At 50.7% G+C, this 23,150-nt stretch carries 23 protein-coding genes; 12 read left to right on the top strand and 11 right to left on the bottom strand.

Features of this window, described 5'->3' with window-relative positions:
- Positions 1-7 precede the first annotated feature (7 nt).
- The 3 genes from ACO0LI_RS06770 to ACO0LI_RS06760 are packed head-to-tail and all read right to left on the bottom strand — an operon-like array spanning position 8 to position 3,106.
- Positions 8-1,171, bottom strand: coding sequence for a nucleotidyl transferase AbiEii/AbiGii toxin family protein (locus tag ACO0LI_RS06770; protein ID WP_423031824.1), 1,164 nt, complete (start codon positions 1,169-1,171; stop codon positions 8-10).
- Positions 1,172-1,192: 21 nt separating this feature from the next.
- Complete coding sequence (locus tag ACO0LI_RS06765; protein WP_422950293.1) at positions 1,193-1,843, bottom strand: hypothetical protein; 651 nt, start codon at positions 1,841-1,843, stop codon at positions 1,193-1,195.
- Complete coding sequence (locus ACO0LI_RS06760) at positions 1,844-3,106, bottom strand: DEAD/DEAH box helicase (protein ID WP_423031822.1); 1,263 nt, start codon at positions 3,104-3,106, stop codon at positions 1,844-1,846.
- A 182-nt stretch (positions 3,107-3,288) separates the two neighbouring features.
- Here ACO0LI_RS06760 and ACO0LI_RS06755 point away from each other — a divergent pair, with 182 nt between their 5' ends.
- The 4 genes from ACO0LI_RS06755 (at position 3,289) to ACO0LI_RS06740 (ending at position 5,600) form a co-directional block, all read left to right on the top strand.
- Positions 3,289-3,816 (top strand): GNAT family N-acetyltransferase, encoded by a 528-nt coding sequence (locus ACO0LI_RS06755; RefSeq protein ID WP_423031820.1) that lies wholly within the window; start codon positions 3,289-3,291, stop codon positions 3,814-3,816.
- Between the two features lie 103 nt (positions 3,817-3,919).
- Positions 3,920-4,339 (top strand): VOC family protein, encoded by a 420-nt coding sequence (locus ACO0LI_RS06750; RefSeq protein WP_422950290.1) that lies wholly within the window; start codon positions 3,920-3,922, stop codon positions 4,337-4,339.
- A gap of 42 nt (positions 4,340-4,381) precedes the next feature.
- Positions 4,382-5,086 carry a DUF899 family protein gene (locus ACO0LI_RS06745; RefSeq protein ID WP_422950289.1) on the top strand — a complete coding sequence of 235 codons (705 nt, stop codon included), beginning with the start codon at positions 4,382-4,384 and terminating at the stop codon, positions 5,084-5,086.
- Between the two features lie 88 nt (positions 5,087-5,174).
- Positions 5,175-5,600 (top strand): YciI family protein, encoded by a 426-nt coding sequence (locus ACO0LI_RS06740; RefSeq protein ID WP_423031818.1) that lies wholly within the window; start codon positions 5,175-5,177, stop codon positions 5,598-5,600.
- 309 nt (positions 5,601-5,909) lie between these two features.
- Here ACO0LI_RS06740 and ACO0LI_RS06735 read toward each other — a convergent pair whose 3' ends face one another.
- Complete coding sequence (locus ACO0LI_RS06735; RefSeq protein WP_422950287.1) at positions 5,910-6,146, bottom strand: type II toxin-antitoxin system Phd/YefM family antitoxin; 237 nt, start codon at positions 6,144-6,146, stop codon at positions 5,910-5,912.
- 479 nt (positions 6,147-6,625) lie between these two features.
- Between ACO0LI_RS06735 and ACO0LI_RS06730 the strand changes: the two genes are divergently transcribed.
- From ACO0LI_RS06730 to ACO0LI_RS06715, 4 genes are all read left to right on the top strand, one after another.
- Positions 6,626-8,353 (top strand): alpha-D-glucose phosphate-specific phosphoglucomutase, encoded by a 1,728-nt coding sequence (locus ACO0LI_RS06730; protein ID WP_423031816.1) that lies wholly within the window; start codon positions 6,626-6,628, stop codon positions 8,351-8,353.
- A gap of 588 nt (positions 8,354-8,941) precedes the next feature.
- The gene (locus tag ACO0LI_RS06725; RefSeq protein WP_422950285.1) at positions 8,942-9,286 is read left to right on the top strand and encodes a hypothetical protein; all 345 of its coding nucleotides are present in this window, start codon (positions 8,942-8,944) and stop codon (positions 9,284-9,286) included.
- Between the two features lie 168 nt (positions 9,287-9,454).
- On the top strand, positions 9,455-9,883 hold the full coding sequence (locus tag ACO0LI_RS06720) for a hypothetical protein (protein ID WP_422950284.1): 429 nt from the start codon (positions 9,455-9,457) through the stop codon (positions 9,881-9,883).
- A 26-nt stretch (positions 9,884-9,909) separates the two neighbouring features.
- On the top strand, positions 9,910-10,668 hold the full coding sequence (locus ACO0LI_RS06715) for a hypothetical protein (RefSeq protein ID WP_423031814.1): 759 nt from the start codon (positions 9,910-9,912) through the stop codon (positions 10,666-10,668).
- Between the two features lie 113 nt (positions 10,669-10,781).
- Here the strand turns inward: ACO0LI_RS06715 and ssb are convergent, their stop codons facing one another.
- Both ssb and ACO0LI_RS06705 read right to left on the bottom strand, forming a co-directional pair.
- Positions 10,782-11,282 carry a single-stranded DNA-binding protein gene (ssb, locus tag ACO0LI_RS06710; protein WP_422950282.1) on the bottom strand — a complete coding sequence of 167 codons (501 nt, stop codon included), beginning with the start codon at positions 11,280-11,282 and terminating at the stop codon, positions 10,782-10,784.
- A 33-nt stretch (positions 11,283-11,315) separates the two neighbouring features.
- Positions 11,316-12,500, bottom strand: coding sequence for an MFS transporter (locus ACO0LI_RS06705; RefSeq protein ID WP_423031947.1), 1,185 nt, complete (start codon positions 12,498-12,500; stop codon positions 11,316-11,318).
- Between the two features lie 189 nt (positions 12,501-12,689).
- On the opposite strand from ACO0LI_RS06705, the gene uvrA reads away from it, so the two are divergent.
- From uvrA to ACO0LI_RS06690, 3 genes are all read left to right on the top strand, one after another.
- Positions 12,690-15,629 carry an excinuclease ABC subunit UvrA gene (gene uvrA, locus ACO0LI_RS06700; protein WP_423031812.1) on the top strand — a complete coding sequence of 980 codons (2,940 nt, stop codon included), beginning with the start codon at positions 12,690-12,692 and terminating at the stop codon, positions 15,627-15,629.
- Between the two features lie 177 nt (positions 15,630-15,806).
- Positions 15,807-16,379, top strand: a complete 573-nt coding sequence (gene pth, locus ACO0LI_RS06695; protein WP_162043524.1) for an aminoacyl-tRNA hydrolase — start codon at positions 15,807-15,809, stop codon at positions 16,377-16,379.
- Positions 16,376-17,479, top strand: coding sequence for a patatin-like phospholipase family protein (locus ACO0LI_RS06690; protein ID WP_422950280.1), 1,104 nt, complete (start codon positions 16,376-16,378; stop codon positions 17,477-17,479). The genes pth and ACO0LI_RS06690 overlap by 4 nt, the downstream gene beginning before the upstream one ends.
- A gap of 11 nt (positions 17,480-17,490) precedes the next feature.
- Here ACO0LI_RS06690 and ACO0LI_RS06685 read toward each other — a convergent pair whose 3' ends face one another.
- The 5 genes from ACO0LI_RS06685 to ACO0LI_RS06665 form a co-directional block, all read right to left on the bottom strand.
- Positions 17,491-18,096 carry an ACP phosphodiesterase gene (locus tag ACO0LI_RS06685; protein WP_422950279.1) on the bottom strand — a complete coding sequence of 202 codons (606 nt, stop codon included), beginning with the start codon at positions 18,094-18,096 and terminating at the stop codon, positions 17,491-17,493.
- Between the two features lie 74 nt (positions 18,097-18,170).
- On the bottom strand, positions 18,171-18,374 hold the full coding sequence (locus tag ACO0LI_RS06680; protein ID WP_423031810.1) for a hypothetical protein: 204 nt from the start codon (positions 18,372-18,374) through the stop codon (positions 18,171-18,173).
- On the bottom strand, positions 18,374-18,829 hold the full coding sequence (locus ACO0LI_RS06675) for a hypothetical protein (protein ID WP_422950277.1): 456 nt from the start codon (positions 18,827-18,829) through the stop codon (positions 18,374-18,376). Before ACO0LI_RS06675 ends, ACO0LI_RS06680 begins: the two co-directional genes overlap by 1 nt.
- A gap of 19 nt (positions 18,830-18,848) precedes the next feature.
- The gene (locus ACO0LI_RS06670; RefSeq protein ID WP_232063103.1) at positions 18,849-19,769 is read right to left on the bottom strand and encodes an SPFH domain-containing protein; all 921 of its coding nucleotides are present in this window, start codon (positions 19,767-19,769) and stop codon (positions 18,849-18,851) included.
- A gap of 191 nt (positions 19,770-19,960) precedes the next feature.
- Positions 19,961-21,310 carry an MFS transporter gene (locus ACO0LI_RS06665; protein ID WP_423031808.1) on the bottom strand — a complete coding sequence of 450 codons (1,350 nt, stop codon included), beginning with the start codon at positions 21,308-21,310 and terminating at the stop codon, positions 19,961-19,963.
- Positions 21,311-21,448: 138 nt separating this feature from the next.
- On the opposite strand from ACO0LI_RS06665, the gene ACO0LI_RS06660 reads away from it, so the two are divergent.
- Entirely contained in the window at positions 21,449-23,134 is a 1,686-nt protein-coding gene (locus ACO0LI_RS06660; protein WP_423031806.1) for an SgrR family transcriptional regulator, read from the top strand.
- The last annotated feature ends 16 nt before the right edge of the window (positions 23,135-23,150 follow it).

The raw sequence follows: 23,150 nt of genomic DNA, 5'->3' as shown, positions 1-23,150 counted from the left end.
AGGCCTGCTAAAACAAGGCCTTGATCTTCTTTATCCAATTTTCCAGGGTCGACGTTTTTTCTGGAAGCGCCTTAGTTTCGCGAGACGTTATAGGAAATTGAAAAGCCGCCTCAAACTCTCTTCCTTTTTTAGCATTATCTGCTCTGCCATAAATTGGATTATCATTTTGCTCAGGAGCAGGAGCAGGCTCCGCTATCTCAGGAACAAGGCGTTTTGGTGGCATAAAGAACGTGACGATTTGTGCACCGGACCTTACTGGCGGGCATGCAGCTCCCCCCTCAACCAAACCGGTCCGCATGAGGATGGCATGAAATTGTTCAAGAAAATCAGACAAGTCGTGCGGCAACTTACTGGCATCTGTAATTTGATCTGCCCGGTCAAACGCAAGTATGTCTGCGTAGGAATGATAAGACGGTGTTTGATTATGCCGAAACAGATTCCAGTTCTTTTCTATGGAACAGTTTGGGAAAAACCTGGCAATATCTCCACTCAAAAAATAGGTTAGTGTCTGCATGTCGACTTTGCCAACCTGGCATTCACGTTCAAGTGCCTGCCGCATCTGAGTGTGAGTTACCTCATCAAATTCTCGATGCTGTAACAAGTGACCGAGGTCAAATAAATCCTTGAAACGTGGCCTGACCAGGGTCTGATGAATTTTCCATGCGATTTGTAAGGAAAGTGGAACTGTATTTTTAATCAAAAAAGCGTCGCCCAAAACAGGTCTGTATAGCAAAGGTACAGGTCCCTGTGCCAGGTCCAGGTTCAAAGACACATCCATACTAATTTCATCGTACGGCGCATCTCCCTGACTATAAGCCAGGTCAGTATTCACCGTAGGAAAATCTTCTGCCATGGCGTAATCTATCCGTCGCCAAAAAGCATTTTTCCTAAAGCTGCGAAAACGTATATCATCATCTGCCACAGCTTCAGTAACTGCCACTGCCCACGGGTCAAGAATAGTGCGCGCCTCCGTGGCATCAACGACTCCCTGCATGCATACCCAATCAAGATCAGCAGGAATCCGCTGAGCAGGGTCTTGAAAATATTGCCGTGTCAAGAAACTGCCTTTCAGCATGAAAGGTAAATCCAGGCTTGCGGCACGACGTATGAAAGCTTCACCTGCCAGGAAAGCGGGCGAAACATCACATGCTGATAAGTTAGAAGATGACATCAAAAAATTCCTGATTTTCCATTAAAGAGACTGATTCAGCCAACCGTGATCCAGCGCACAGTTATCATCAAAGACGCAGTACTCGAAACGCTCGTGCATAATGGTCCAGACACTGTCCTTCAGACCTTTTTGCAAAGCGTCAACCCTGCGCAAGAAAGCAGCCTTGCTACCAGATTCGCGCAAAGTCACAAAACGCATTCCAGGTTCATTTCTGAGGGAATTTCTGGACAGGTGCGCTTCATGATTTTCACAAAACCGCAGCAAATCTTCTACTCTGGAGAAATTGATTTTACCGTGCCATTCATAGTAAACATCTGATGACATGGCTACATTTTCTTTATACTCTTCTGCGTATTGCAGAGGTATCTCTATTTTCAGGCGGCTTGTTTTGTAAGCTCGCTGGTTCAATATGCATCCATAGTTTTTTGCTACCTCCAATACGGCGTCCAGTTGATCCGCCATCAGAAGCTTGCTCAACATCAGTTGCTGAGAATGTGTACCTCTTGATAATTCTATCAAGAGCGGTTTTGCCTTGATCTCCCCGCAAAATTCAATGAACCCGGGGATATCTGCTTCCTGCGCATTTGCTACCGTCAGATGAATCTCAAATGGCAACATGGTTTGACATGCAACACTCACAAAAGCTGGCCGTCCAGAAATATTTTCGCGCATTTACTTATTGTTTTCGGCCAACTCACGCAGCTTGTCTTTCTTGCTTTTACGCTTGCCCTTGATGCCGCCAGTCGGCGCATCAGGGCTGGCTTCAGAATCTGTCTGGTTTGCTGCAATTGCCGCAGGTTCAAAACCGGGCAAGGTCTCGCGCGGCACACGTTTGTTCTGGCGTTTTTCTATAAGGCGGAAATGCATTTCATGCTCAGCCAGAATAAAGCTGATTGCCGTACCACTCGCACCGGCACGGCCAGTGCGGCCTATGCGATGGATGTAGTCGTCTGCCGAGCGCGGCAAATCATAATTGACAACCGCGGGCAGGCCAACAACGTCAATACCACGGGCCGCCAGGTCAGTAGCAACCAGCACCTGTATGCGGTTCGCCTTGAAGTCAGTCAGCATGTGCTGACGCGCACCCTGGCTGGCATCGCCATTAAATGCCTCTGCCTTGATACCTGCTTTTTTTAATTTATTGCTGATGGTGTCGCTCGCATATTTTGTGGCGACAAACACCAACACACGTTCCCATTGCTGCTCTTTGATCAGGTGCACCAGCAACCTGGTGCGCTTGTCGCCATCAACTGCTATCGCCCTTTGCGCGATATCGGGCAAGTTCTTGGTCAAGTCGGCAATCGCAATGCACACTGGCTCATGCAGCATGCCTAGCGCCAGCTTTTTGACTGCTGGCGAAAAGGTCGCCGAGAAAAACAGGTTTTGCCGTTTGGCAGGTAACTGCTCAAGGATGCGTTTGATTTCAACGGCAAAGCCCAGGTCCAGCAGGCGGTCTGCTTCATCCAGCACCAGTGTCGCCACGTCTTTTAAAGACAGGGCATTGTTATCGAGCAAATCCAGTAAACGCCCCGGCGTGCTGATGACGATATCAGCCCCACCACGCAAATGCATCATCTGCGGGTTGATAGACGCACCGCCATAAATGACGGCTACCTTCAGCCTCTTTGGCAAATGCTCCGCCAAAGCCTCAATTGTTTGGCCTACCTGCCCGGATAATTCACGGGTAGGTACCAGTACCAGAATCTTGACCTTACGCTGTTTGCTAGCCTCTTCCATTTCTTCTTGCATGCGTTGCAACAGGGGCAAAGCAAAGGCAGCTGTCTTGCCAGAACCGGTCTGTGCCAGTGCCATGACATCCTGTCCAGCCAGTACCGCAGGAATAGCCTCAGCCTGCACCGCAGTTGGTGTTTCATACTGACGTGCGGCAACCGCTTGCAAAAGTTCCGGGATCAGGCCTAGAGATTCAAAAGTCATGGATAAATTGAAGAAGAGAAATTTTTGATTGAGCGTTACACTATTGATATTAACGCGCATCAGAGTATAGAGTGCGTCAGGGCTTTAATCCCTATCAATGCGCATTGTAGTGCAAAACTGCCATACACCTGCAGATGTCAATCCCTGCAATATTTTCGTTTATGCATGAAGGAGCAAGCATTTTGGCAATAATTACTTTTATCAAGGCTGATATTGCTCAACATAAAGATGTCCTCATCGCCATGAATATGGAATATATGGGCTGGGTGGCGGCGAACATAGCGCAAGATTTTGGTATTACTACCGAGGCTTTACTGGGTATGCCACTGGCTGAATATGTACCGGGCGCGCTGGATAAAATTTGTGGCGCGGATGCGCTGGATGGCATGTTTTATCTGGTTGAGGTAGATGGCCAGTATGCCGCCATGGGTGGCAGACGCGGCATACAGGATAGTATTGCCGAAATAAAACGCTTGTACGTATTACCGGCTTTTCGCGGCCTGCACCTGGGCGATACTCTGCTGCAACACTTGCTCAACGATGTCCGCAAGCTCGGCTATCAGCGGGTTCGCCTGGACAGCGCCCCCTTCATGCAAGCGGCTCACAGCTTGTATGAAACTGCCGGTTTCAAGGACTGCCCACCTTATGAAGGTGCGGAAGTACCAGCGGTCCTGCATCCACGCTGGCGGTTTATGGAATTGATACTGTAAGCCGGATTGTTTGTGTGAGCTGACGCACAGTCTGTCAACTGTGACTGGCGTAAGCTACGGGTAAAAGTGATTGGCAAGCTATTTATACACTGAAGAAAATACCATGCAAGTTGAAACTATCCTGGCCTTTGGTGGCCACAGCGAAGCAGCTATCAAATTTTATGAAAAGGCACTGGGTGCAGAAGTGCTCGTCATGATGCGCTGGAAAGACAGCCCTGATCCAGGCCTGCGCAAGGTATCGTCAGACCCTGACAAGATCATGCATGCATCATTTCGCATAGGCAACACGACACTGATGGCAAGCGATGGTATCGAGACCCTGGCTCACCCGGACATCAAGGGCGTTACCCTGAACCTGGAAGCCAAAGACGATGCCGAGGCGCAAAAATTATTTGCTGCACTCAGCGATGGTGGCAAGGTACAGATGCCTTTGGCAAAGGCCTTCTGGACATCCCTGTCTGGCATGGTCATTGACCGTTTTGGTGTGCCATGGATGATCAACGTGGCTGCGCAGGACAACTGATACCCCCAATATGCATAATATGCATGCTCAGGAGATTTTCACATGAGTACTACGCAACTCAAGTCAGCAATCGAATTGGCAAGCAAGAACACTGTGCATTTCCCTAACGAGAGCAAAGAATACAGGCTGGCCCGGAATGCTTTACTCGCTGAGGAAATCGAACTAAGGCGGCAAATAGAACGCGTGGCAGAACAGCGCCGCGCTTTACCAGCAGGTGGTGAAGTACCCAGGCAATATCACTTTGAAGGTGAAGATGGCCCTGCCGACTTCGCCAGCCTGTTTGGCAACAAGCAGACCCTGGCTGTTTACAGTTACATGTTTGGCCCGAAACGTGAACGGCCTTGCCCCATGTGCACCTCTTTACTGTCGGCCTGGGATGGCGAAGCAGCAGATGTTGCGCAACGCATCTCTTTGGTGGTCATCGCCCGTTCCCCCATTGCCCGCCTGATTGCCTTTAAAAAAGAACGTGGCTGGCAGCACCTGAGGCTGTATTCCGATGCCAGTGGCGACTACACCCGTGATTACGTCAGTGCAGACGATGCCGACATCCCGGCCTTTAATGTCTTTACGCGACGTGATGGCACGATACGACATTTCTGGAGTGGTGAAATGGGTGCAGACAGTGCCGACCCTGGCCAGGATCCACGTGGCGCACCCGACCTCATGCCACTCTGGACCATACTCGACAGCACGCCAGAAGGACGCGGCGCTGACTGGTATCCCAAGCTCAGCTACCCCAAGGAATAGGCTTCATTGCGCCCTGCGAGTAGTTACCCGTACTGTTACCTGTATTGTTACCCGCATTCATCCTCACTCACATAAATGGAGACAGAAAATGAAATGTCTGATCATGGTCAAAGCAACCAAAGATTCCGAGGCTGGCACGATGCCCAGCGAAGAGATGTTCAGGGAGATGGGTAAATTCAATGAAGAGCTGGTGAATGCCGGCATCATGCTTGCCGGAGATGGTCTGCAACCATCATCAAAAGGTGTGCGTGTACGCTTTTCTGGAAATGAACGCTCAGTTATTGAGGGGCCGTTTTCTGCCACCAGCGAACTGCTTGCAGGCTTCTGGATCTGGCAGGTAAAGTCACTTGACGAAGCAATTGAGTGGGTAAAACACTGCCCCAATCCCATGCTGTGCGAATCAGACATAGAGATCAGACAAATTCAGGAAGCAGATGATCTAGGCGAAACATACACATCAGAGTTGCGTCAGCAAGACGAGCGGTTACGCAAGCAGATTGAAGACAAACATTAACACTGTGCACGGCAAATTTCTGATTTCTCTTTTTTAACAGACCCTGATGTCAAAGCCTTTGCCTTGAAAACCCTGCCTTAGCTTGAACATCATTTGAGAATGGTTGAGGAATTGCAAAGCAAGATAGCGCCTTAAAAATTCGCGACACTTTCAATACAGAGATTTCAATACTGAACTTGGCAAGCAAGCCATCAATTGCAAAATCAAAAAAGATCGAAAGAAAATCAAAACGACATTAAGGTTTTGATTTTCTTCGGTTTTAATTTTCTTCCATCGCTGCAAGCAATTTACAGCAGGGCAAAGGACAGCTTACAGCTCGTCAGCAAAAGCTTTTGCTGGTTTGCGTGAAGACAGTTTCCCTAACCGTTCCAGACCATGGATGTCATGCAGTTTTTTATTCATCGTATCGTACTTTTCAGCAGATACGAGATAAGCCGCAGGGATCTCGTCGTCAAGTATCATGACAGGTTCAAGAATAGCTTCTCTCAACACTGCCTTTGCATGGCGACGCAGTTTTTTAATGTTGACTGAATGATCGGTATGCATGGTTTTTCCTGTTCACAAAAAAGGTAAAGCTAATAAAGAAATGATCGTCGTTCAACATGACGACTTACCTTGTCAGGTGAAGCAATAATAAAGTTAAAGCTGGCGATAGAAAGTCGGAAAATATGCGCTTGGCTTGTAGGCGAACATGCAGTTTGAAAATGGAAGCAATTCAGGGTTTTTTCTCTTCATCATTTCTTCTGGAAAACATTTATAAATAGTCGCCCTCTTGCCGGGGCGATCGCTTACACGTTTCGGTAATAAGCACTTACCAGTGTCGCAGTGAGACCGATTTATCATGCCGATCAAAAGATAAATATTCCAACTAACAGCCCCTAACAACTTCTAGAAAGTGCAGTTAAACTGTGTAGCGGCTGCAATTTCCAATGCTGTGACAACGCCACTGGTGTGCGTTTGCGCGACTATCCAATTACACTGGATGAACTGCTCCAGGTATGTCTGTGCTTATTTGAAAGAAGCTTATGAATATCAATCCGCTAGCAGGTCAACTGTCACCAGATTCTGCGCTGGTCGATGTGAACCAGCTCATCGCCGCTTATTACAAACAAATCCCTGATGCACAAGTCACTGCGCAAAGGGTAGCATTTGGCACCTCTGGCCACCGTGGCTCCTCGTTCCGGACCAGCTTCAATGAACATCATGTTCTCGCCATCACCCAGGCGATTTGTGAATATCGTCAGCAACAGGGTATCAGCGGCCCCTTGTTCCTCGGTATTGATACCCACGCCTTGTCGGAACCGGCACGCATCAGCGCGATAGAAGTGCTTGCGGCCAATGGCGTCAACGTCATGCTGTCCAGCGGTGACGAATATACGCCTACACCTGCTGTATCACTGGCTATCCTGATGTATAACCGCGGTCGCCATGCTGCTACTGCTACTGCTACTGCTACTGCTATTGCTATTGCTAGTAGCATTGAGCAAAATACTGGGCTGGCTGATGGCATCGTCATTACACCCTCCCACAATCCACCCGACAATGGCGGCTTTAAATACAATGCCGTCAATGGTGGCCCCGCAGATACGGCCACCACCGACTGGATAGGCAAGCGTGCCAATGAACTCATGGCAGCGAATTTGAAGGATGTAAAGCGCATGCCCTTTGAGCGGGCAATACATGCTGGCACGATACACCGTTACGACTTCATGAACACCTATGTCAGCGAGCTTGAACAGATCATTGATCTTGCCGCGATACGCCAATCCGGCATACGCCTGGGCGTTGACCCGTTAGGTGGTGCAGGCGTGCATTACTGGGGGCGCATCGCCGAAAAATATCAGATAGACCTGACGGTAGTCAGTGATGTAGTTGATCCGACCTTTCGCTTCATGCCGCTGGACTGGGACGGCAAGATACGCATGGACCCGTCATCACCCTACGCCATGCGCAGGCTGCTGGACATACAGTCAGATTTTGATATCGCCTTTGCCTGCGACACCGACCATGACCGCCATGGCATCGTCACACCTGGCGCTGGCCTGATGACGCCCGACCACTATCTGGCCGTCGCCATCGACTACCTGTTCCAGCATCGCCCGGACTGGGGCAGCAAACCAGGCATAGGAAAAACCGTGGTCAGCAGCCGCATGATAGAACATGTGAGCAAGCGACTGGGACGCAAGCTGTATGACATGCCCGTCGGCTTCAAATGGTTCGCCCCCGGGCTGTTTGATGGCAGCCTGGGTTTTGGCGGCGAAGAAAGCGCAGGCGCCAGCTTTGTACGCATGGACGGCAAAGCATGGACAACAGACAAGGACGGCATCGTCGCCGCCCTGCTGGCAGGAGAAATAAAAGCAAAAACTGGACGCGATCCCGGCCAGGTATATGAACAGCTTACGCAAGAATTTGGCAAGCCCGTCAGCATACGCGTAGAAGCCCCCGCCACGCCGGCACAGAAAAAAGCCCTGTCCAACCTGTCGCCGCAACAGATCACCAGCAAATTGCTGGCGGGCGACAACATCACCGACATCCTCACCACTGCCCCCGGCAACATGACCGCGATAGGCGGTGTGAAAGTCATCACCAACAACGGCTGGTTTGCCGCCCGCCCCTCAGGGACAGAGGAAATCTACAAGATCTATGCGGAGAGCTTTAAGGGTGAGGAGCATTTGCACGAGATCGTGGCGGAAGCGCAGGGCATTGTGGATGTGGCGTTATCAACAATAGATGGGAAGAGACAGCAGTCTTAAAGCTAGCTCCTTGAAAATTATCCATCTTATGCAGACGCTTCCGGTGCAGGCATCATGACGAAAATCAAGTTCAAATAATTCCATTGAAGACAAATTTGGTATAGAGAATCCAGATAGGGATGACTTTGAGTAGAGCCTGCTAAACGGTCGATTATCTGCTCTAAGTTGGGTGTTATGCAGCGAATGGAATGAGGCGCTGACACTGCGTTCAATGCTTAGAACAAGAAGGCTTTGACCTAGCCCCCCCATCTCCAGGGATAGTGCAGGCCATGAAAGCGGGCATGCCATCGAATCCAGTAGACATAATCTTCTTCAGTGCGTAAACTGAAGCACTTATCACGAATACAATTTTTACACAGTTGGGCAAGCTTGGATGTATGGAGCTGGATTCAGATATGACTTGCGGGATGTCCATGAAGGCTGCCTGACTTTTTCTGGTTATTATTAGTACTGAATATAAACACCGCATATTTCGTATGGCTTCACAGTTCAACAGTAATAAACGTATTGCGGACGAACCGCCACATTAGGCGGAATTTTTTCACCCTATTTAAAGTTATACAACATCATTCCAAGGAAACTCTAGCCGTGAGTGAATCAATCGAAAAGGTAAAGCGACCAACGTCTATTACAGTCATTTGTGTAATTGGTTTTTTGGGCGCACTAATCGCAGTACCACTCATTTTTTCTCCAATTGCCCAGCAAATTAGCCCTTGGTATCCACCATATTTAGGCTTTTCATCCTTCGTGGGATTGGTGTGCATGATTGGGCTATGGATGATGAAAAAATGGGCAGCTTATACCTACACAGGTTTTGTCGCTATCAATCAGATAGTCCTGCTTGCAATGGGGGTGTGGAATGTCATTGCCCTGATTATTCCGGCAATAGTCATTTTCTTTGCCCTTAAGCATGTCTCAAAAATGTCTGCATAACATGGAGCTCAACCTTGCTCTCTTCGGTCGCTGCACAATAACGTCGCGCAGCGTCGGCTAGCTCTACGTTAGGCCTCAAAGACACGCACTCCGGGGATCGGAAGCGAAGAATGCCACCTATTAGACACCTCTTACCCATCGTGTAATTCAGCGTTAAAGCTTACTACCATGAAGAAACTGATCACTATCATGAGCTTACTTTCTGTATTCAACAGCGCTAAAGCGGTGGATTACTCTGAAGGTCAGCTTTGGGCATACAAGACTAGAGCAGGTGAAGAAAAATCGACCGTCTTGATCAATAAGATCGAAACGCACCAGAAGCTCGGAAAAATCTTTCACATCAGTGTCGATGGTGTCAGGGTTAAGAACAATCACATTCAGGGTGGTGCTTCTTCAGAACTACCCCATTTTCCAGTTTCTGAAGAAACGCTAAATAAGAGTCTTACCAAACTGCTCGGAAAGAGAAAACCAAATCAAAATTATATTGAAGGCTACAATACTTGGAAATCTGCATTCGATGCTGGCAAGGCCGGAATATTTACAATTTCAGTTTCTGAGATCGTCGGTTTTATTGAAGATGCTATTAACAAACAATAAAAATAGCTCTAGCATGACATTCGAAGATGAAGTGCGAATATGCGTTCCCATTCAACTTACTGATCGGCGCGTGCGCCTCTCAAATCGACGTCACGTATCCTATGTTTAGAAGATTACTCGCTGCCGTTGGTCTTAATTTTGCTGCTTCGGATGCAGCAGCTGGCGTTGCACATTCGCCCTACGCCAATGAGGCTATGAATACAATTTATAACTTACTTTTTTGCGACAACCCGGATGGGTTTAAAAGTAAGTCGGGCGACACACCCACGCGCTGGCAATCAATCTTATTTTCATCGCCTTCCGATTTCTCTGCACTCGAAGCCTTGGCCTCCGACACTTCGGCAGAAGGACGTGTTCGATTTTTGGCTTTCTCGCGTCTTTGCGAGCAAGGAAAAACTGTTCAGCCAAAGATTTTGCTAGGTGTGATTATCGAAGTGCCACTCACGGGTGGCCTCGATACACTCGCCGCATTCTCGGAAGGTGGGGTGCGTTATATCAATCAGTCTGGCAAGCTTGTTGTCATCGAGGGCGTTGACAGCTTTTTACCAATGGTTAAGAAATTATTTTCTGTATCAGCCCCAGTGGTGTCACAGATAGGGCCATGGGATAAGCCGCGATTAGCGCCTCCAAAACAAGGAAATGTACGATTAACATTTTTGGTCTCTGACGGCCTTTATTTTGGCGAAGGGCCGATGTCCGTAATGCAACGTGAAGCAATGGCGGGTCCAATCATTAACCAGGCGACTGTGTTGCTTCAGGCTGTTGTTGCAACAGGCTTGAATTGAAAGTGCATAACATGACACTCGATTCGAAAACTCGCATTCCAAATGTAAAAAAATAAGATCCCATTTCTCCTATGAGAAATGGGATCTTATTTACAATGCTCAAAACCTACACGTTAAAACGGAATATCATCATCCATATCCGAGAAATTCGGTGCCGGGCGTGAGGCTGGGGCTTGGCGTTGTTGTGGGGCTGCCTGTGGTCGTGGGGCTGGTGCACCTCCACCGCCACCACCACCGTAGCCACCGCCATCATCCATACCTGCGCCGCCGCCCATGCCCTGGCGGCTGCCCAGCATTTGCATGCTGTCGGCCTTGATGTCGGTTGCGTATTTTTCTACGCCGTCTTTGTCGGTGTACTTGCGGGTGCGCAGGCTGCCTTCAACGTAGACTTGCGAACCTTTTTTCAGGTATTGACCGGCGATTTCTGCCAGTTTGCCGAAGAAGGTAATGCGGTGCCATTCTGTCTGTTCTTTCTTTTCACCGCTGGATTTGTCTTTCCAGCTATCGGTGGTTGCCACGGTGATGCTGGTCATTGCATCGCCTGATGGCATGTAACGGGTTTCCGGGTCTCTCCCAAGGTTGCCGACGATAATGACCTTGTTCACTGATGCCATGTATTTCTCCTAATTTTCCTGATACAAATTAATTTATGCCTTGACCGCAAGCACAGTTTTGCTGCGCTTGGGGATGTTGGGCATATTGATAGCGATTATAAGCCAGACCGCTGTCAGCACTGCACTTACGATGAAAACCGAGTTTGATGCCATATTCTGTTTAATCCATCCCCCCAGCAAACCGCCACAGAACAGGCCCAGGGCCTGCAAGGTGTTGTACACACCGAGCGCCGCACCTTTGGCGGCTGGTGGGGCGATGCGTGATACCAGGGATGGCTGGCATGCCTCCAGGATATTGAAGGCAATAAAAAATGCAAACAGCAAGCCTACCAGCATGGCTGGAGATTGCAAGTATTGCCATAGACCAAGCTCAACCACCAGCAAAAGTGCGATTGCGGCAACAAAGACCTGTTTCATCTTGCCAAATTTCTCGCCGATGAAAATTGCTGGCAGCATGGCGATGAAAGAAGCGAACATCACAGGCAAATAGACTTTCCAGTGCGCAGCAACCGGCAGGTCGGCATATTGCACCAGCGCTGCTGGCACGACGACGAACATGGCCATTTGCGTCAGGTGCAGGGCAAACACGCCGTAATTGAGGCGCATGAGCTCAGTGTTCTTCAAGACCACGGACAGGGGCACGGGCTTGTGGCGTATCGCTGGTGCTTCTGGCGTGATGAACAAGACAACGGCAATACCTACCAGTGACAAGACACCGGTCATGGCAAAGATGCCACTCATGCCTATGCTTTGATACAGCAAGGGTGCTGCCACCAGGGAAAATGCAAAGGTCAGGCCTATGGAGCCGCCTACCATGGCCATGGCCTTGGTGCGGTGCTCTTCTCGGGTTGTATCGGCAATCAGGGCGGTGATGGCGGCGGAGATCGCACCTGCGCCCTGTATGCCACGACCGATAATGACGCCAACTACTGTCGTTGCAGATGCGGCAACAAAAGCGCCAATCGCGAACAGCAAGAGGCCAATGACGATGATGCGCTTGCGGCCAAATTTGTCTGACGCTATGCCGAACGGGATTTGCCCGAACGCCTGGCTCAGGCCATACATGCCCATGGCGAGGCCGACCAGGCTGGCGTTGTCGCCATCAGGCAGGGTTTTGGCATGAATGGCAAATACCGGCAGGATGAGGAACAGACCCAGCATGCGCAGGGCAAAGATGGAAGCGAGGGAGGCACTGGAGCTGATTTCCTCGCGGCTCATGCCGGCAGGCTCTTGCTCACTCAGTGCGGATGCGTCGGAAGGTGTTGCAATAGTCATATTCAAAAAGCTCGTCTGGTCGATTTAGATTAGGCAAAGCAAAGACGAGCCCGCAGTGATTTTCAAAACCCGTTATAGTATCAGGTTGCACGCCTACTTCCCCCAATTCGGCCCAAATTCAGCACAGAGACTATGACGACACGCACAAAAGCAGCAAAAGCGCCCAAACCGGCAGAAATCGACTTTGATGCCAGTGATGTTCAATTGGCACAAAAACGTGAATTGATACGCGTACGCGGCGCCCGTACCCACAACTTGAAAAATATCAGCATAGACTTGCCGCGCAATAAGCTGGTGGTGATCACCGGTCTGTCTGGTTCGGGCAAGTCTTCACTGGCTTTTGATACCCTGTATGCAGAAGGCCAGCGCCGTTATGTAGAATCGCTGTCAGCCTATGCGCGCCAGTTTTTGCAGTTGATGGAAAAACCGGATGTTGATCTGATCGAGGGTTTGTCACCGGCCATCTCCATCGAGCAAAAAGCCACCTCGCATAATCCGCGTTCCACTGTTGGCACGGTCACCGAGATCCATGATTACCTGCGTCTGCTGTATGCGCGCGTGGGTACACCGTATTGCCCTGATCATCCTGAAAACCCGCTGGCTGCGCAATCTGTCTCGCAAATGGTGGATGCCGTGCTGGCCATGCCTGACGATACCAAACTCATGATACTCGCGCCTGTGGTTGCCAACCGCAAGGGTGAACACATGGATTTGTTTGAGCAGATGCAGGCCCAGGGCTTTATACGTTTTCGCGTACAGAGTGGCACGCATGAAGCGAAGATTTATGAGGTCGATAATCTGCCCAAGCTGAAGAAGACCGAGAAGCATACGATAGATGTGGTCATAGACCGCGTCAAGGTCAAGGCCGACATCAAGCAGCGCCTGGCAGAATCTTTCGAGACTTGTTTGCGCCTGGCAAATGGCCGTGCCCTGATTGTGGATATGGACAGCAATCATGAGCAATTATTCTCGAACAAATTTGCCTGCCCTATCTGCGGTTATTCATTGCAAGAGCTGGAACCGCGCCTGTTCTCTTTCAATAATCCCATGGGGGCCTGCCCTGAATGTGATGGTCTGGGGCATATAGAATTTTTTGATCCCAAGCGTATCGTGGCATTCCCTAATTTGTCACTGGCCAGTGGTGCAGTCAAGGGCTGGGACAGGCGTAATCAGTTCTACTTCCAGATGCTGTCCAACCTGGCGGCATACTATGAATTTGATATTGATACGCCATATGAGCAATTGCCTGAGTCAGCACAGCAAATCATTTTGTATGGCTCAGGCAAACAGCAGATACCGTTTACCTATATCAATGAAAAAGGCCGTACCGTCATCAAGGAACACAGCTTTGAAGGCGTGGTCACGAATCTGCAACGCCGTTATCGCGAAACTGATTCCATGGCCGTCAAGGAAGAGCTGGCCAAGTTCATCAATGAAAAGCAATGCCCGTCTTGCGATGGCGCACGCCTGCGTATAGAAGCGCGTTATGTCAAGGTGGGTACAGGCAAGCAGGAGAAGGCGATTTACGATATCAGCGCCATGCCTTTGCGCGAAACCCTGCATTTCTTTGAACACCTGAAACTCACAGGTTCCAAGCGCGACATCGCTGACCGCATCATCAAGGAAATCACGGCGCGCCTGACTTTCCTGAATAACGTCGGTCTCGATTATCTGTCACTGGAACGTAGTGCCGATACTCTCTCTGGTGGCGAAGCCCAGCGCATACGCCTGGCATCGCAAATTGGTTCTGGCCTGACTGGTGTCATGTATGTACTGGATGAACCATCTATCGGCCTGCATCAGCGCGACAATGACAGGCTTATCGATACGCTCAAGCATTTGCGCGATATCGGCAATAGCGTGCTGGTGGTCGAGCATGATGAAGATGCGATACGCTGCGCCGACTTTGTAGTCGATATGGGTATAGGTGCAGGTGTACACGGTGGTGAAATTATCGCCCAGGGTACGCTGGCAGATATCATGGACAACAAACGTTCGCTGACTGCGCAATACCTGAGTGGCGCACTGGAAATTGCCGTGCCGAAGAAGCGTACGAAAGCAGACCCGTCCAAGCAATTGCTGATTGCCGGTGCGCGTGGCAATAACCTGAAAAAAGTCTCGATGAAATTGCCAGTGGGCTTGCTGACTTGCGTAACCGGTGTTTCTGGTTCAGGCAAATCGACGCTGGTGAATGACACGCTCTACCATGTCGCTGCGCGTCACCTGTATGGCTCACAAACTGAACCGGCAACGTTTGATCATGTCAGTGGTCTTGAGCATTTTGATAAAGTGATTTCTGTCGACCAGGCACCGATAGGTCGTACACCACGTTCCAACCCTGCCACTTATACTGGCCTGTTCACGCCTATCCGTGACCTGTTCGCGACTGTGCCAACAGCCAAGGAACGTGGCTATAGCGCAGGCCGTTTCTCTTTCAACGTCAAGGGCGGGCGCTGTGAAGCTTGCCAGGGCGATGGCGTCATCAAGGTAGAGATGCATTTCTTGCCTGACGTGTATGTGCCTTGCGATGTCTGCCACGGCAAGCGTTATAACCGCGAAACCCTGGAAGTACATTACAAGGGCAAGAACATCAATGAAGTGCTGGGCATGACGGTGGAAGATGCATTTGAATTCTTCAAGGTTGTCCCTATCATTGCACGCAAATTGCAAACCCTGCTGGACGTGGGCCTGGGTTATATACGCCTGGGGCAAAGTGCCACTACCCTGTCAGGTGGCGAGGCGCAGCGCGTCAAGCTGTCGCTGGAATTATCCAAGCGCGATACCGGCCGCACGCTGTACATCCTGGATGAGCCAACCACTGGCTTGCACTTCCATGATATCGCCCTGCTGTTGAAGGTCATACACAGGTTGCGTGACCAGGGTAATACGGTAGTCATCATCGAGCATAATCTGGATGTCATCAAAACGGCTGACTGGCTGATTGATCTTGGCCCTGAAGGTGGTGCTGGTGGCGGCAAGATTATTGCTACAGGTACGCCAGAAGAAGTGGCGGCCAATCCTGAGAGTGTGACGGGCAAGTATCTGGCACCACTGCTGAAGAAATCAAAATAAACGAATGAACTGATTTGAGGCGCTGTTCCTGCAAAGGAAATAGCGCCTTTTTCTATTTGTGTTGCGAAGGGTAACGTCCAAGTGCTCATTTTAATGACGACACTTTAGGCTTGGTTATAATAGCCCTCAATCCGCAGCACATCAGTTCTGCAATAACTACAAGATACCTGCTTAGCAATGACAATACGCCTGATCGTTGGCCTGGGTAACCCCGGCCCTGAATATGAACAAACCCGTCACAATGCCGGTTTCTGGCTGGTAGATCAATTACCAGCCAGCCTGCAAAGGGACAAGAATTTCAATGCCCTGGTCGGCAAGACGCGCATCGCCAACCAGGAAGTGTGGCTGCTCGAGCCACAGACCTTTATGAACCGCTCGGGGCAATCGGTAGGCGCGATCTGCCGCTTCTACAAGATCACGCCTGACCAGGTGCTGGTCGTGCATGATGAGCTTGATATCATGCCTGGCATTGCCAAGCTCAAACTTGGTGGTTCATCTGGCGGGCACAATGGCCTCAAGGATATTACTGCGGCCCTGGGCACTCAGGATTACTGGCGTTTGCGCATAGGCATAGGCCACCCGCGCAGCCTGAATTTAACCCAGGGCGTGGCGGACTTTGTCCTGCACAGGCCACGCAAGGAAGAACAGGGACCGATAGACGAAGCGATCGCCAATAGCCTGGCTGTGCTACCCTTGCTGGTTGAAGGCAAATTCCCTGAAGCGATGATGCAACTCCATACAACAAAATGAGTTCAGCAATACAAATCCATGCTGGCCGCAAAGCCTACGCTCACTTGCGTGAGCACGGCTTGCGCGCGCAGGATGTGGCCATCATCCCGGCGGCAGCGGGTGGCCCCAAGGGTTTGATATTGCAGGCTCTGGATCAATGGATATTTGGTGAATGGCTGCCAACTGCACCGCGTGAACGCACATTGATCGGTGCATCTATCGGTGCCTGGCGCATGGCAGCGGCCAGCCATACTGACCCGGTGGCAGCTTTCCAGCGTCTCGGTGATTTGTATTGCGAGCAGCGTTACCCTGAAAAACCTTCTGCGCAATATGTAACGCGCGAAATCCAGAATCTCTTGCATGACTTTATTGGCGGTCATGAGGCAGAGGTTGTTAACCAGCCTTTGCATAGATTGCATTTGCTGGCAGTGCGGGGGCGCGGCTTGCTGACAGCACCGCAATCGGTGAGCAAGGCCAAGGCTGGTTTTGTGGCGGCGACCTTTGCCAATCTGGCGTCGCGCTCACGCCTGGCAAGGCATATGGACCGCGTGATTGTTGGCGATACCCGTGACCCGCTGTTCTGGCTGAAGGCGAAATTTGATGGGTTTGATACCCACTTTTGCCCGCTGAAAACGGACAACCTCGGCTGGTCGCTGCTGGCCTCCGGCACCCTGCCGCTGATCATGGAACCGGTCTCGCATATCCCGCATGCACCGGTGGGCACTTACTGGGATGGCGGTATCATCGATTACCACCTGGCCCTGCCCTATTCACGTGTGGCAGGCAGCAAGGATGGTGACCTGGTGCTCTATCCACACTTTACCGATCACATCGTGCCCGGCTGGCTGGACAAGCCCATACCCTGGCGCAGGGCTGGCACAGGCGTTAACCGTCAATGGCTGGATAATGTGATCATGGTGTCACCATCACCTTCTTTCCTGAAGACGCTGACACGCGGCAAGCTGCCGGATAGAAAAGATTTTTTTTACTACGGGTTGAATCACGATTTCCGCATCCAGAACTGGAAGCTGGCGATCAGTGAAAGCGGGCGCATGCGTGATGATTTTGCGGCGTTTGTAGAAAAACCAAATCTTGATCTGGTACAGGCTCTGAATTTTTAATTTTTTTATTTTTAAGCTGGTAAAGATAATTTTTGCTCGCGCTGCTCAGCCACATATTGAACAAGTTCAGGAAAAAACTCTAGAAAGCCTTTGCTCAATACATCGTAATTGCTCAGCAAATCCCCCAGGCCCGCACGCAACAAATCTCCATTCTTTGACAATCTTTGCGAAGTGCGTTCGACAGCAATTCTGACGCCATCAAATTCATGATAAGAACCCAGCCAATCCTGGCTCAGCATGCGCGGCAAGGCTGCCTGCAGATTATCAGGCAAGACTATTTTTGATTGTGCTTGCAGGGCACTGTAAAAACGCTGTATCAATTCCTGGCGTGGAGCCGGGCTGCCTTGCGGCCAATGCTGGCTCAGCACATGGTCATAAAAAATATCCAGCAAAATGCCCGCATAACGGCGGTGCTGGTCCTGGAACAAGGCTTTGGCCTGCAAGACGATGGGATGGCTGTCGGTATAGCTATCGACTTGCCTGTGGATTTGTATATCAGCCTGGATTTCAGGATGATAGAGCGCGGTGTCCTTGAGTTTGACAAAGTCACCGAGCAAGGCTCCCAGCATGGCTTTATCGCTATGCTGGGCCAGGTAGATGTGGGCGAGGTAATTCATACGTAAAACAAGTATAGCGGGCTTTGCATTTGCCTGCTGCGATGCTCGAATTTCCTTTCCCTTATTCTTTCGCTTTACTCTTCTGCCTGACTGTCATCTTTTTCAGCCATTGCTTTACTTGTGGGTACATGCCGCCCTTGCTGTTTTAGTGCCTGCCTGAGCAAATACTCAACCTGGGCATTGGCACTGCGCAGCTCTTGTGCCGCCATGCGTTCGATCTCGTTCCACAACAAGGGATCGATACGCAGGGGGAAGGATTTTTTTCCTGGGCTGGCCATTAGCTGGCATTCAATCGTGGAGTGATATAACTGAGCAGGCGCTGGGGGTCTTGCGTGCCCAGGCGCAGTGCCTTGCCATTGCGCAAAACCACCAGTATGGCGGTATTGCCAGTGGCGTTATATAACATGCCCTTGCTTGTGAATCTGATGCCATAACCTTCCATCATGCTGGTCGTGGTGGCTTCTACATAAGCAATATCCGACAGGGCAATTTTCCAGGAAGGAAAACCAATCAGACCAAAATGCCAACGCAGATAACTTGCATCAACGCTTACGGTTAAAGCACCGAGTAAAACCAGTAACAGCAGGCTCACCAGCGGTAAAGCCAGTTTGATGCCGGGCATTCCTGGCCCCAGGTATATCATTTGCACCGCGAGTAAGAGCACGGTACTGACAGGCAGGATAATCCACAACAACTTCATCCACTGTTTTTCCACATAGACTGGATGTTCCATTTTCTTATCTCGCTACAAATTAATTGTATAAAGTGCCGGTATTGATGACGGGCTGGGTCTCTTTATCCGAGCACAGCACCACCAGCAGATTACTGACCATGGCCGCCTTTCTTTCATCATCGAGCTCGCATATCTTGCGTTCTGACAGACCTTGCAAAGCAGCTTCCACCATGCTGACTGCACCGTGCACGATTTTTTTACGGGCGCTGATGATGGCTTCTGCCTGCTGGCGGCGCAACATGACCTGGGCAATTTCTGCGGCATAAGCCAGGTGCGTGAGCTTGGCGTCTTCTACATCAATGCCGGCTGCGGTAAAGCGCTTGTGCAATTCGTCACGCATGGCACCGGCGACGACATCCATACCTGCGCGCAATGTGGTCTCGCCTTCAGCCAGGTCTTCACCATCGTCATAGGCATACTGGGTTGCCAGGTGGCGTATCGCCGCTTCAGACTGGATATTCACAAACCGTTCAAAATCATCGACATTGTAAATCGCCAGTGCCGTATCTTGCACACGCCAGATGATGGCCGCACCAATTTCCACAGGATTGCCACGCTTGTCATTCACTTTCAGCGGCGCAGTATTAAGTGTGCGGGCACGCAGGCTGAGCTTGCGTTTTGAATAGAAAGGATTAACCCAGCGCAGGCCTTCACTGCGGTCTGTACCCTTGTATTGACCAAACAAGGACAGCAAGGCTGCTTCATTCGGTTGCAACATGTACAGGCCGGTGAGGATGAAAATACCCAGCACCACGGCGGCCAGCCGCATCAACACACCAGCCAGGCTGGGCTGCCCTGCACCAACGAGGTCAATAAAACTATAGGCACCGCCTGCAACAAACAGCAGGCCGACAATGATCATGAAATAACCGTCCAGCGAGGTAAGTGAACGTTCTTGTATTAATTTTTTACCAGTCGCCGACACTGAGGTAGTACTCATACTTTCTCCTGATAGATGGCACTTTGAAATCAAAGTGATATCACTTTAGTGCGCAGGTATGGAATTGTCAAGAACGGATTGAAAATGAACCTGGCAACATGAAACCGACGCACAATGCAAAAAAGGCTACTCATTGCGAATAGCCTTTCAAGGTTCGTAAAAATTTACAGTGACAGTCTCAGTATTGAAGCTCAGGACAAAGGAAACAAGTTTTTCACGCGATTACCAGCAAGTTGCCTGCTCGCCGCCAGCACTGACAGGCAAGTCCTGGACTTGCAAGAGACGGTGGCATGCTGTATTGCAGGCTCTGTTGTCGGCTGTGGTGCAGACTCTGCAGCCGCCTCGCTCTCAGCGCGATGCTCTTCAACCGGCTTGCTGCGGGTACCGGCAAAATACATCAACACGCCCAGCATGGCCGCCGAGATCAAGACCCAGAACATGACATCACTATGAAAATGCGCGAGCAGGTAACCGCAAATCACAGGATTGAGGGCCGCGCCAAACATGGCCAGGCTCTGTGCCCCGTAATAACTGCCGCGCTTGTCGGCGGGGGCGATCATGTCGATGAACATATATTCGCAGGGAATGACGATGACCTCGCCCATGGTAAAGACCAGAGTTGCCACTACCCAGCTCATGGCACTGCCAGCATGCATAAAACCCAGCAAACCCACGGCATACAAAGTAGCGCCGAGGCTGACCCAGCGGAACAGGTATTTTTGCTGCATCAGCTTACCTACCGGATATTGCAGAGCCACCACAGTTACCGCATTGGTGATGAGGATAAATGGCAGCAATTGCGCGGTCGCCTGCGTGCCCTGGCTGACCATCAGGTATTGCGACAGATAACCCGAGACAAAGCGGCCAAACACAAAGGACGTGAGTACACTGCCCATGGAAAACAGGATGAGGCGGCGATCACTTCTCAGCACGCGCATGGTTGCCCTGAAACCGGCAGGACTGGATCTGCTTGCTGCCCCTGTATTGAGTGCCACAGCAGGTTTACCCAGCACTTGTGAAGCCAGGAGCGAGAAAACTGCGGCCATCCATAAAGGACCAGAAACCTTGATGGCAAACAGCCAGGCACCCAGCACCGGACCAAGGGCAAACGCCACATTGATCAGGGTATAGTTCAGGGAAAACGCCTTTGGTCTTTGATCAGGCGGTAACAGATCAGCCAGTGTGGCTTTCAGGGAAATACCGCGCAAGGTCAGTGCTGACTCTATGCACATCAGGGCGAACAACGCAGTCCATGCATTCGGCACTATCGTCAGCGTGGCCGTGCTTACAGCGACGACGATGCCTGCCAGTTTCATCAACAAATTCTTGCTGAGCCGGTCTGCCAGATAACCGGCATACAGGCTGAACAAGGTCGAAGAAAAAATACTTCCACCCAGGACCCAGCCTATGGTTTGCTGGTTAATACCGAGATGCTCGTAGAGGTACAAGGCCATGAATGGCAAGGCAACTGCACGCCCCATGACAAACACAAAAGAGCTGAATAAAAGCCGTATCACGGCGGCGGGAAAGCGGGTCATCATCTTCCTTTTCTGTGCATACCAAAGCAAGCGGGTGCTGATGTTTGACAGTATGGTAAAAAAAGCAGAAAGGAAAAATGGATATAATAATAAAAAATTTTTCCCCTTTTATGAGCCTGGCGAAGGCTTACACTATCTGGCATGAAACTGCTCGATCAATACCGCAAACTGCATGCCTTTCTGCAGCATCATGAACAACAACCCGGCCTGCCAGCGTTGGCACTGGCCATGCATTGCAGCGAGCGCAATATGCGCAACCTGTTGGCGAAAATGCAGCAGCGCGGCTGGCTGGATTGGCAGGCGGGACGCGGGCGCGGCAATCATTCACAGCTTGAACTTTTGCAAACCCCGGATAACCTGGCGCTTGATCATCTGTCGCAGTATCTGGCCCGCGGTGATCTGGAACAGGCTTTTGCCAGCCTTGACGACAGCCAGCGTCAGCAACTGGCAACGCGCCTGCCTGATTATCTGGGTATGCCTGACAGTGCCTGCCGCAGCTTGCGCATGCCCTTGTTTCGTACGGTAGAAAGCCTGGACCCTTTAAAAGTCTATGGCCGTCTGGAAGCACATCTGGTGCGGCAGATTTTTTCGCGCCTGACGACTTTTGACCATGAGCAAAATGCTTTGCGGCCGGACATCGCCCATCATTGGGAAAGCGAAAAGAATGGCAGCATCTGGCATTTCTGGCTGCGGCCAGGATTGAGTTTTCATGATGGCGCTGAACTAAGCACAGAAGATGTCAAGGCCAGCTTCTTGCGCCTGCGTGATGAGTCAGCGATTTATCAGCGGCTGTACCGTCATCTGCAATATGTGGAAACTGGCCCCAGCCAGCGCGTGAGCTTTTATCTCGAACATCCTGACCAGTTGTGGCCAAATTGCCTGGCCACGGCCAACTCTTCCATCGTGCCGCGTCAGCGGGCACCTGACTTTGCGCGCTTCCCGGTTGGCAGTGGTGCATTTCGCGTGATACGCAACAATACCTACCAACTGACCTTGCAGGCTTTCAAGGATTATTACCGTGAACGCCCTTTGCTTGACGAAATAGATTTGTGGATGTTGCCACCGCCATCCGGCCCATCGGGATTTGATTTGCAGTTTGGTTATGCAAACCAGGATTGTTCAAAAAAACAAACCATCGCCGGGGCAGAATCCGGTTGTACTTACATCATCTGTAATTCTTCGCGCAGCTTTTTTAAAACTGCCGAACAAAGGCTGGCACTGGCAGACTGGCTAGCACCAGAAACCCTGTTTGATCCAGAAGAACGTAGCAGGAAACCAGCCTCAGGCCTACTGGCAATCTGGAAGCACCGTGTCGCCAAAAAAACGAAATGCTGCAATTTCAAGATCGGTTGCAAACTGCGCATGGTCAGTGGCCAGACGCCTGAAATGCTGAGTCTGGCGCAAGCGGTAAAGCAAAGGCTGGAAGCAGGTGGTATGACCGTCAGCTGGACCAGCCTGCCCTATGACCAACTGCTGGCACGTGAATGGATGAAAGATGCTGACCTCGTCGTCACGCGCGAAGTCATGCATGATGACCAGGATTTTGGTTGCTATGAATGGTTTGTTGCCGACAGCGTATTCCGCCGCTGGATGCATGCCAGTGCTCTGAAGCCGCTGGATGCTGACTTGATGAAAATCAAGGAACTGGCAGACAGCAAACGCCGCATGCTGGCTTATGCACGCATAGGGAGACGACTCGTCAAAGAAGGCTGGATGATCCCCATCTCGCATGAAAACCAGCAAATCAGTATCGCCCCGCATGTAGCGGGCGTGAGGATGACGCCGTTTGGTTTTGTGTCTTTCAATGAACTGTGGTTGCGGCGCTAAGCGGGCTAAGTAAGCT

It is taken from the genome of Undibacterium sp. Tian12W (assembly GCF_049339405.1).
Lineage (GTDB): Bacteria > Pseudomonadota > Gammaproteobacteria > Burkholderiales > Burkholderiaceae_D > Undibacterium.
The sequence above is the reverse complement of the archived record's forward strand: the minus strand, read 5'-3'. Positions and strand labels throughout refer to the sequence as shown.

Bases quoted from the DNA above. Each gene is read 5' to 3' on its own strand.
- ACO0LI_RS06770 (WP_423031824.1), bottom strand. From the start codon at position 1,171: ATGTCATCTTCTAACTTATCAGCATGTGATGTTTCGCCCGCTTTCCTG.
- ACO0LI_RS06765 (WP_422950293.1), bottom strand. From the start codon at position 1,843: ATGCGCGAAAATATTTCTGGACGGCCAGCTTTTGTGAGTGTTGCATGT.
- ACO0LI_RS06760 (WP_423031822.1), bottom strand. From the start codon at position 3,106: ATGACTTTTGAATCTCTAGGCCTGATCCCGGAACTTTTGCAAGCGGTT.
- ACO0LI_RS06750 (WP_422950290.1), top strand. From the start codon at position 3,920: ATGCAAGTTGAAACTATCCTGGCCTTTGGTGGCCACAGCGAAGCAGCT.
- ACO0LI_RS06745 (WP_422950289.1), top strand. From the start codon at position 4,382: ATGAGTACTACGCAACTCAAGTCAGCAATCGAATTGGCAAGCAAGAAC.
- ACO0LI_RS06740 (WP_423031818.1), top strand. From the start codon at position 5,175: ATGAAATGTCTGATCATGGTCAAAGCAACCAAAGATTCCGAGGCTGGC.
- ACO0LI_RS06735 (WP_422950287.1), bottom strand. From the start codon at position 6,146: ATGCATACCGATCATTCAGTCAACATTAAAAAACTGCGTCGCCATGCA.
- ACO0LI_RS06730 (WP_423031816.1), top strand. From the start codon at position 6,626: ATGAATATCAATCCGCTAGCAGGTCAACTGTCACCAGATTCTGCGCTG.
- ACO0LI_RS06720 (WP_422950284.1), top strand. From the start codon at position 9,455: ATGAAGAAACTGATCACTATCATGAGCTTACTTTCTGTATTCAACAGC.
- ACO0LI_RS06715 (WP_423031814.1), top strand. From the start codon at position 9,910: ATGAAGTGCGAATATGCGTTCCCATTCAACTTACTGATCGGCGCGTGC.
- ssb (WP_422950282.1), bottom strand. From the start codon at position 11,282: ATGGCATCAGTGAACAAGGTCATTATCGTCGGCAACCTTGGGAGAGAC.
- ACO0LI_RS06705 (WP_423031947.1), bottom strand. From the start codon at position 12,500: ATGAGCCGCGAGGAAATCAGCTCCAGTGCCTCCCTCGCTTCCATCTTT.
- uvrA (WP_423031812.1), top strand. From the start codon at position 12,690: ATGACGACACGCACAAAAGCAGCAAAAGCGCCCAAACCGGCAGAAATC.
- pth (WP_162043524.1), top strand. From the start codon at position 15,807: ATGACAATACGCCTGATCGTTGGCCTGGGTAACCCCGGCCCTGAATAT.
- ACO0LI_RS06690 (WP_422950280.1), top strand. From the start codon at position 16,376: ATGAGTTCAGCAATACAAATCCATGCTGGCCGCAAAGCCTACGCTCAC.
- ACO0LI_RS06685 (WP_422950279.1), bottom strand. From the start codon at position 18,096: ATGAATTACCTCGCCCACATCTACCTGGCCCAGCATAGCGATAAAGCC.
- ACO0LI_RS06680 (WP_423031810.1), bottom strand. From the start codon at position 18,374: ATGGCCAGCCCAGGAAAAAAATCCTTCCCCCTGCGTATCGATCCCTTG.
- ACO0LI_RS06675 (WP_422950277.1), bottom strand. From the start codon at position 18,829: ATGGAACATCCAGTCTATGTGGAAAAACAGTGGATGAAGTTGTTGTGG.
- ACO0LI_RS06670 (WP_232063103.1), bottom strand. From the start codon at position 19,769: ATGAGTACTACCTCAGTGTCGGCGACTGGTAAAAAATTAATACAAGAA.
- ACO0LI_RS06665 (WP_423031808.1), bottom strand. From the start codon at position 21,310: ATGATGACCCGCTTTCCCGCCGCCGTGATACGGCTTTTATTCAGCTCT.
- ACO0LI_RS06660 (WP_423031806.1), top strand. From the start codon at position 21,449: ATGAAACTGCTCGATCAATACCGCAAACTGCATGCCTTTCTGCAGCAT.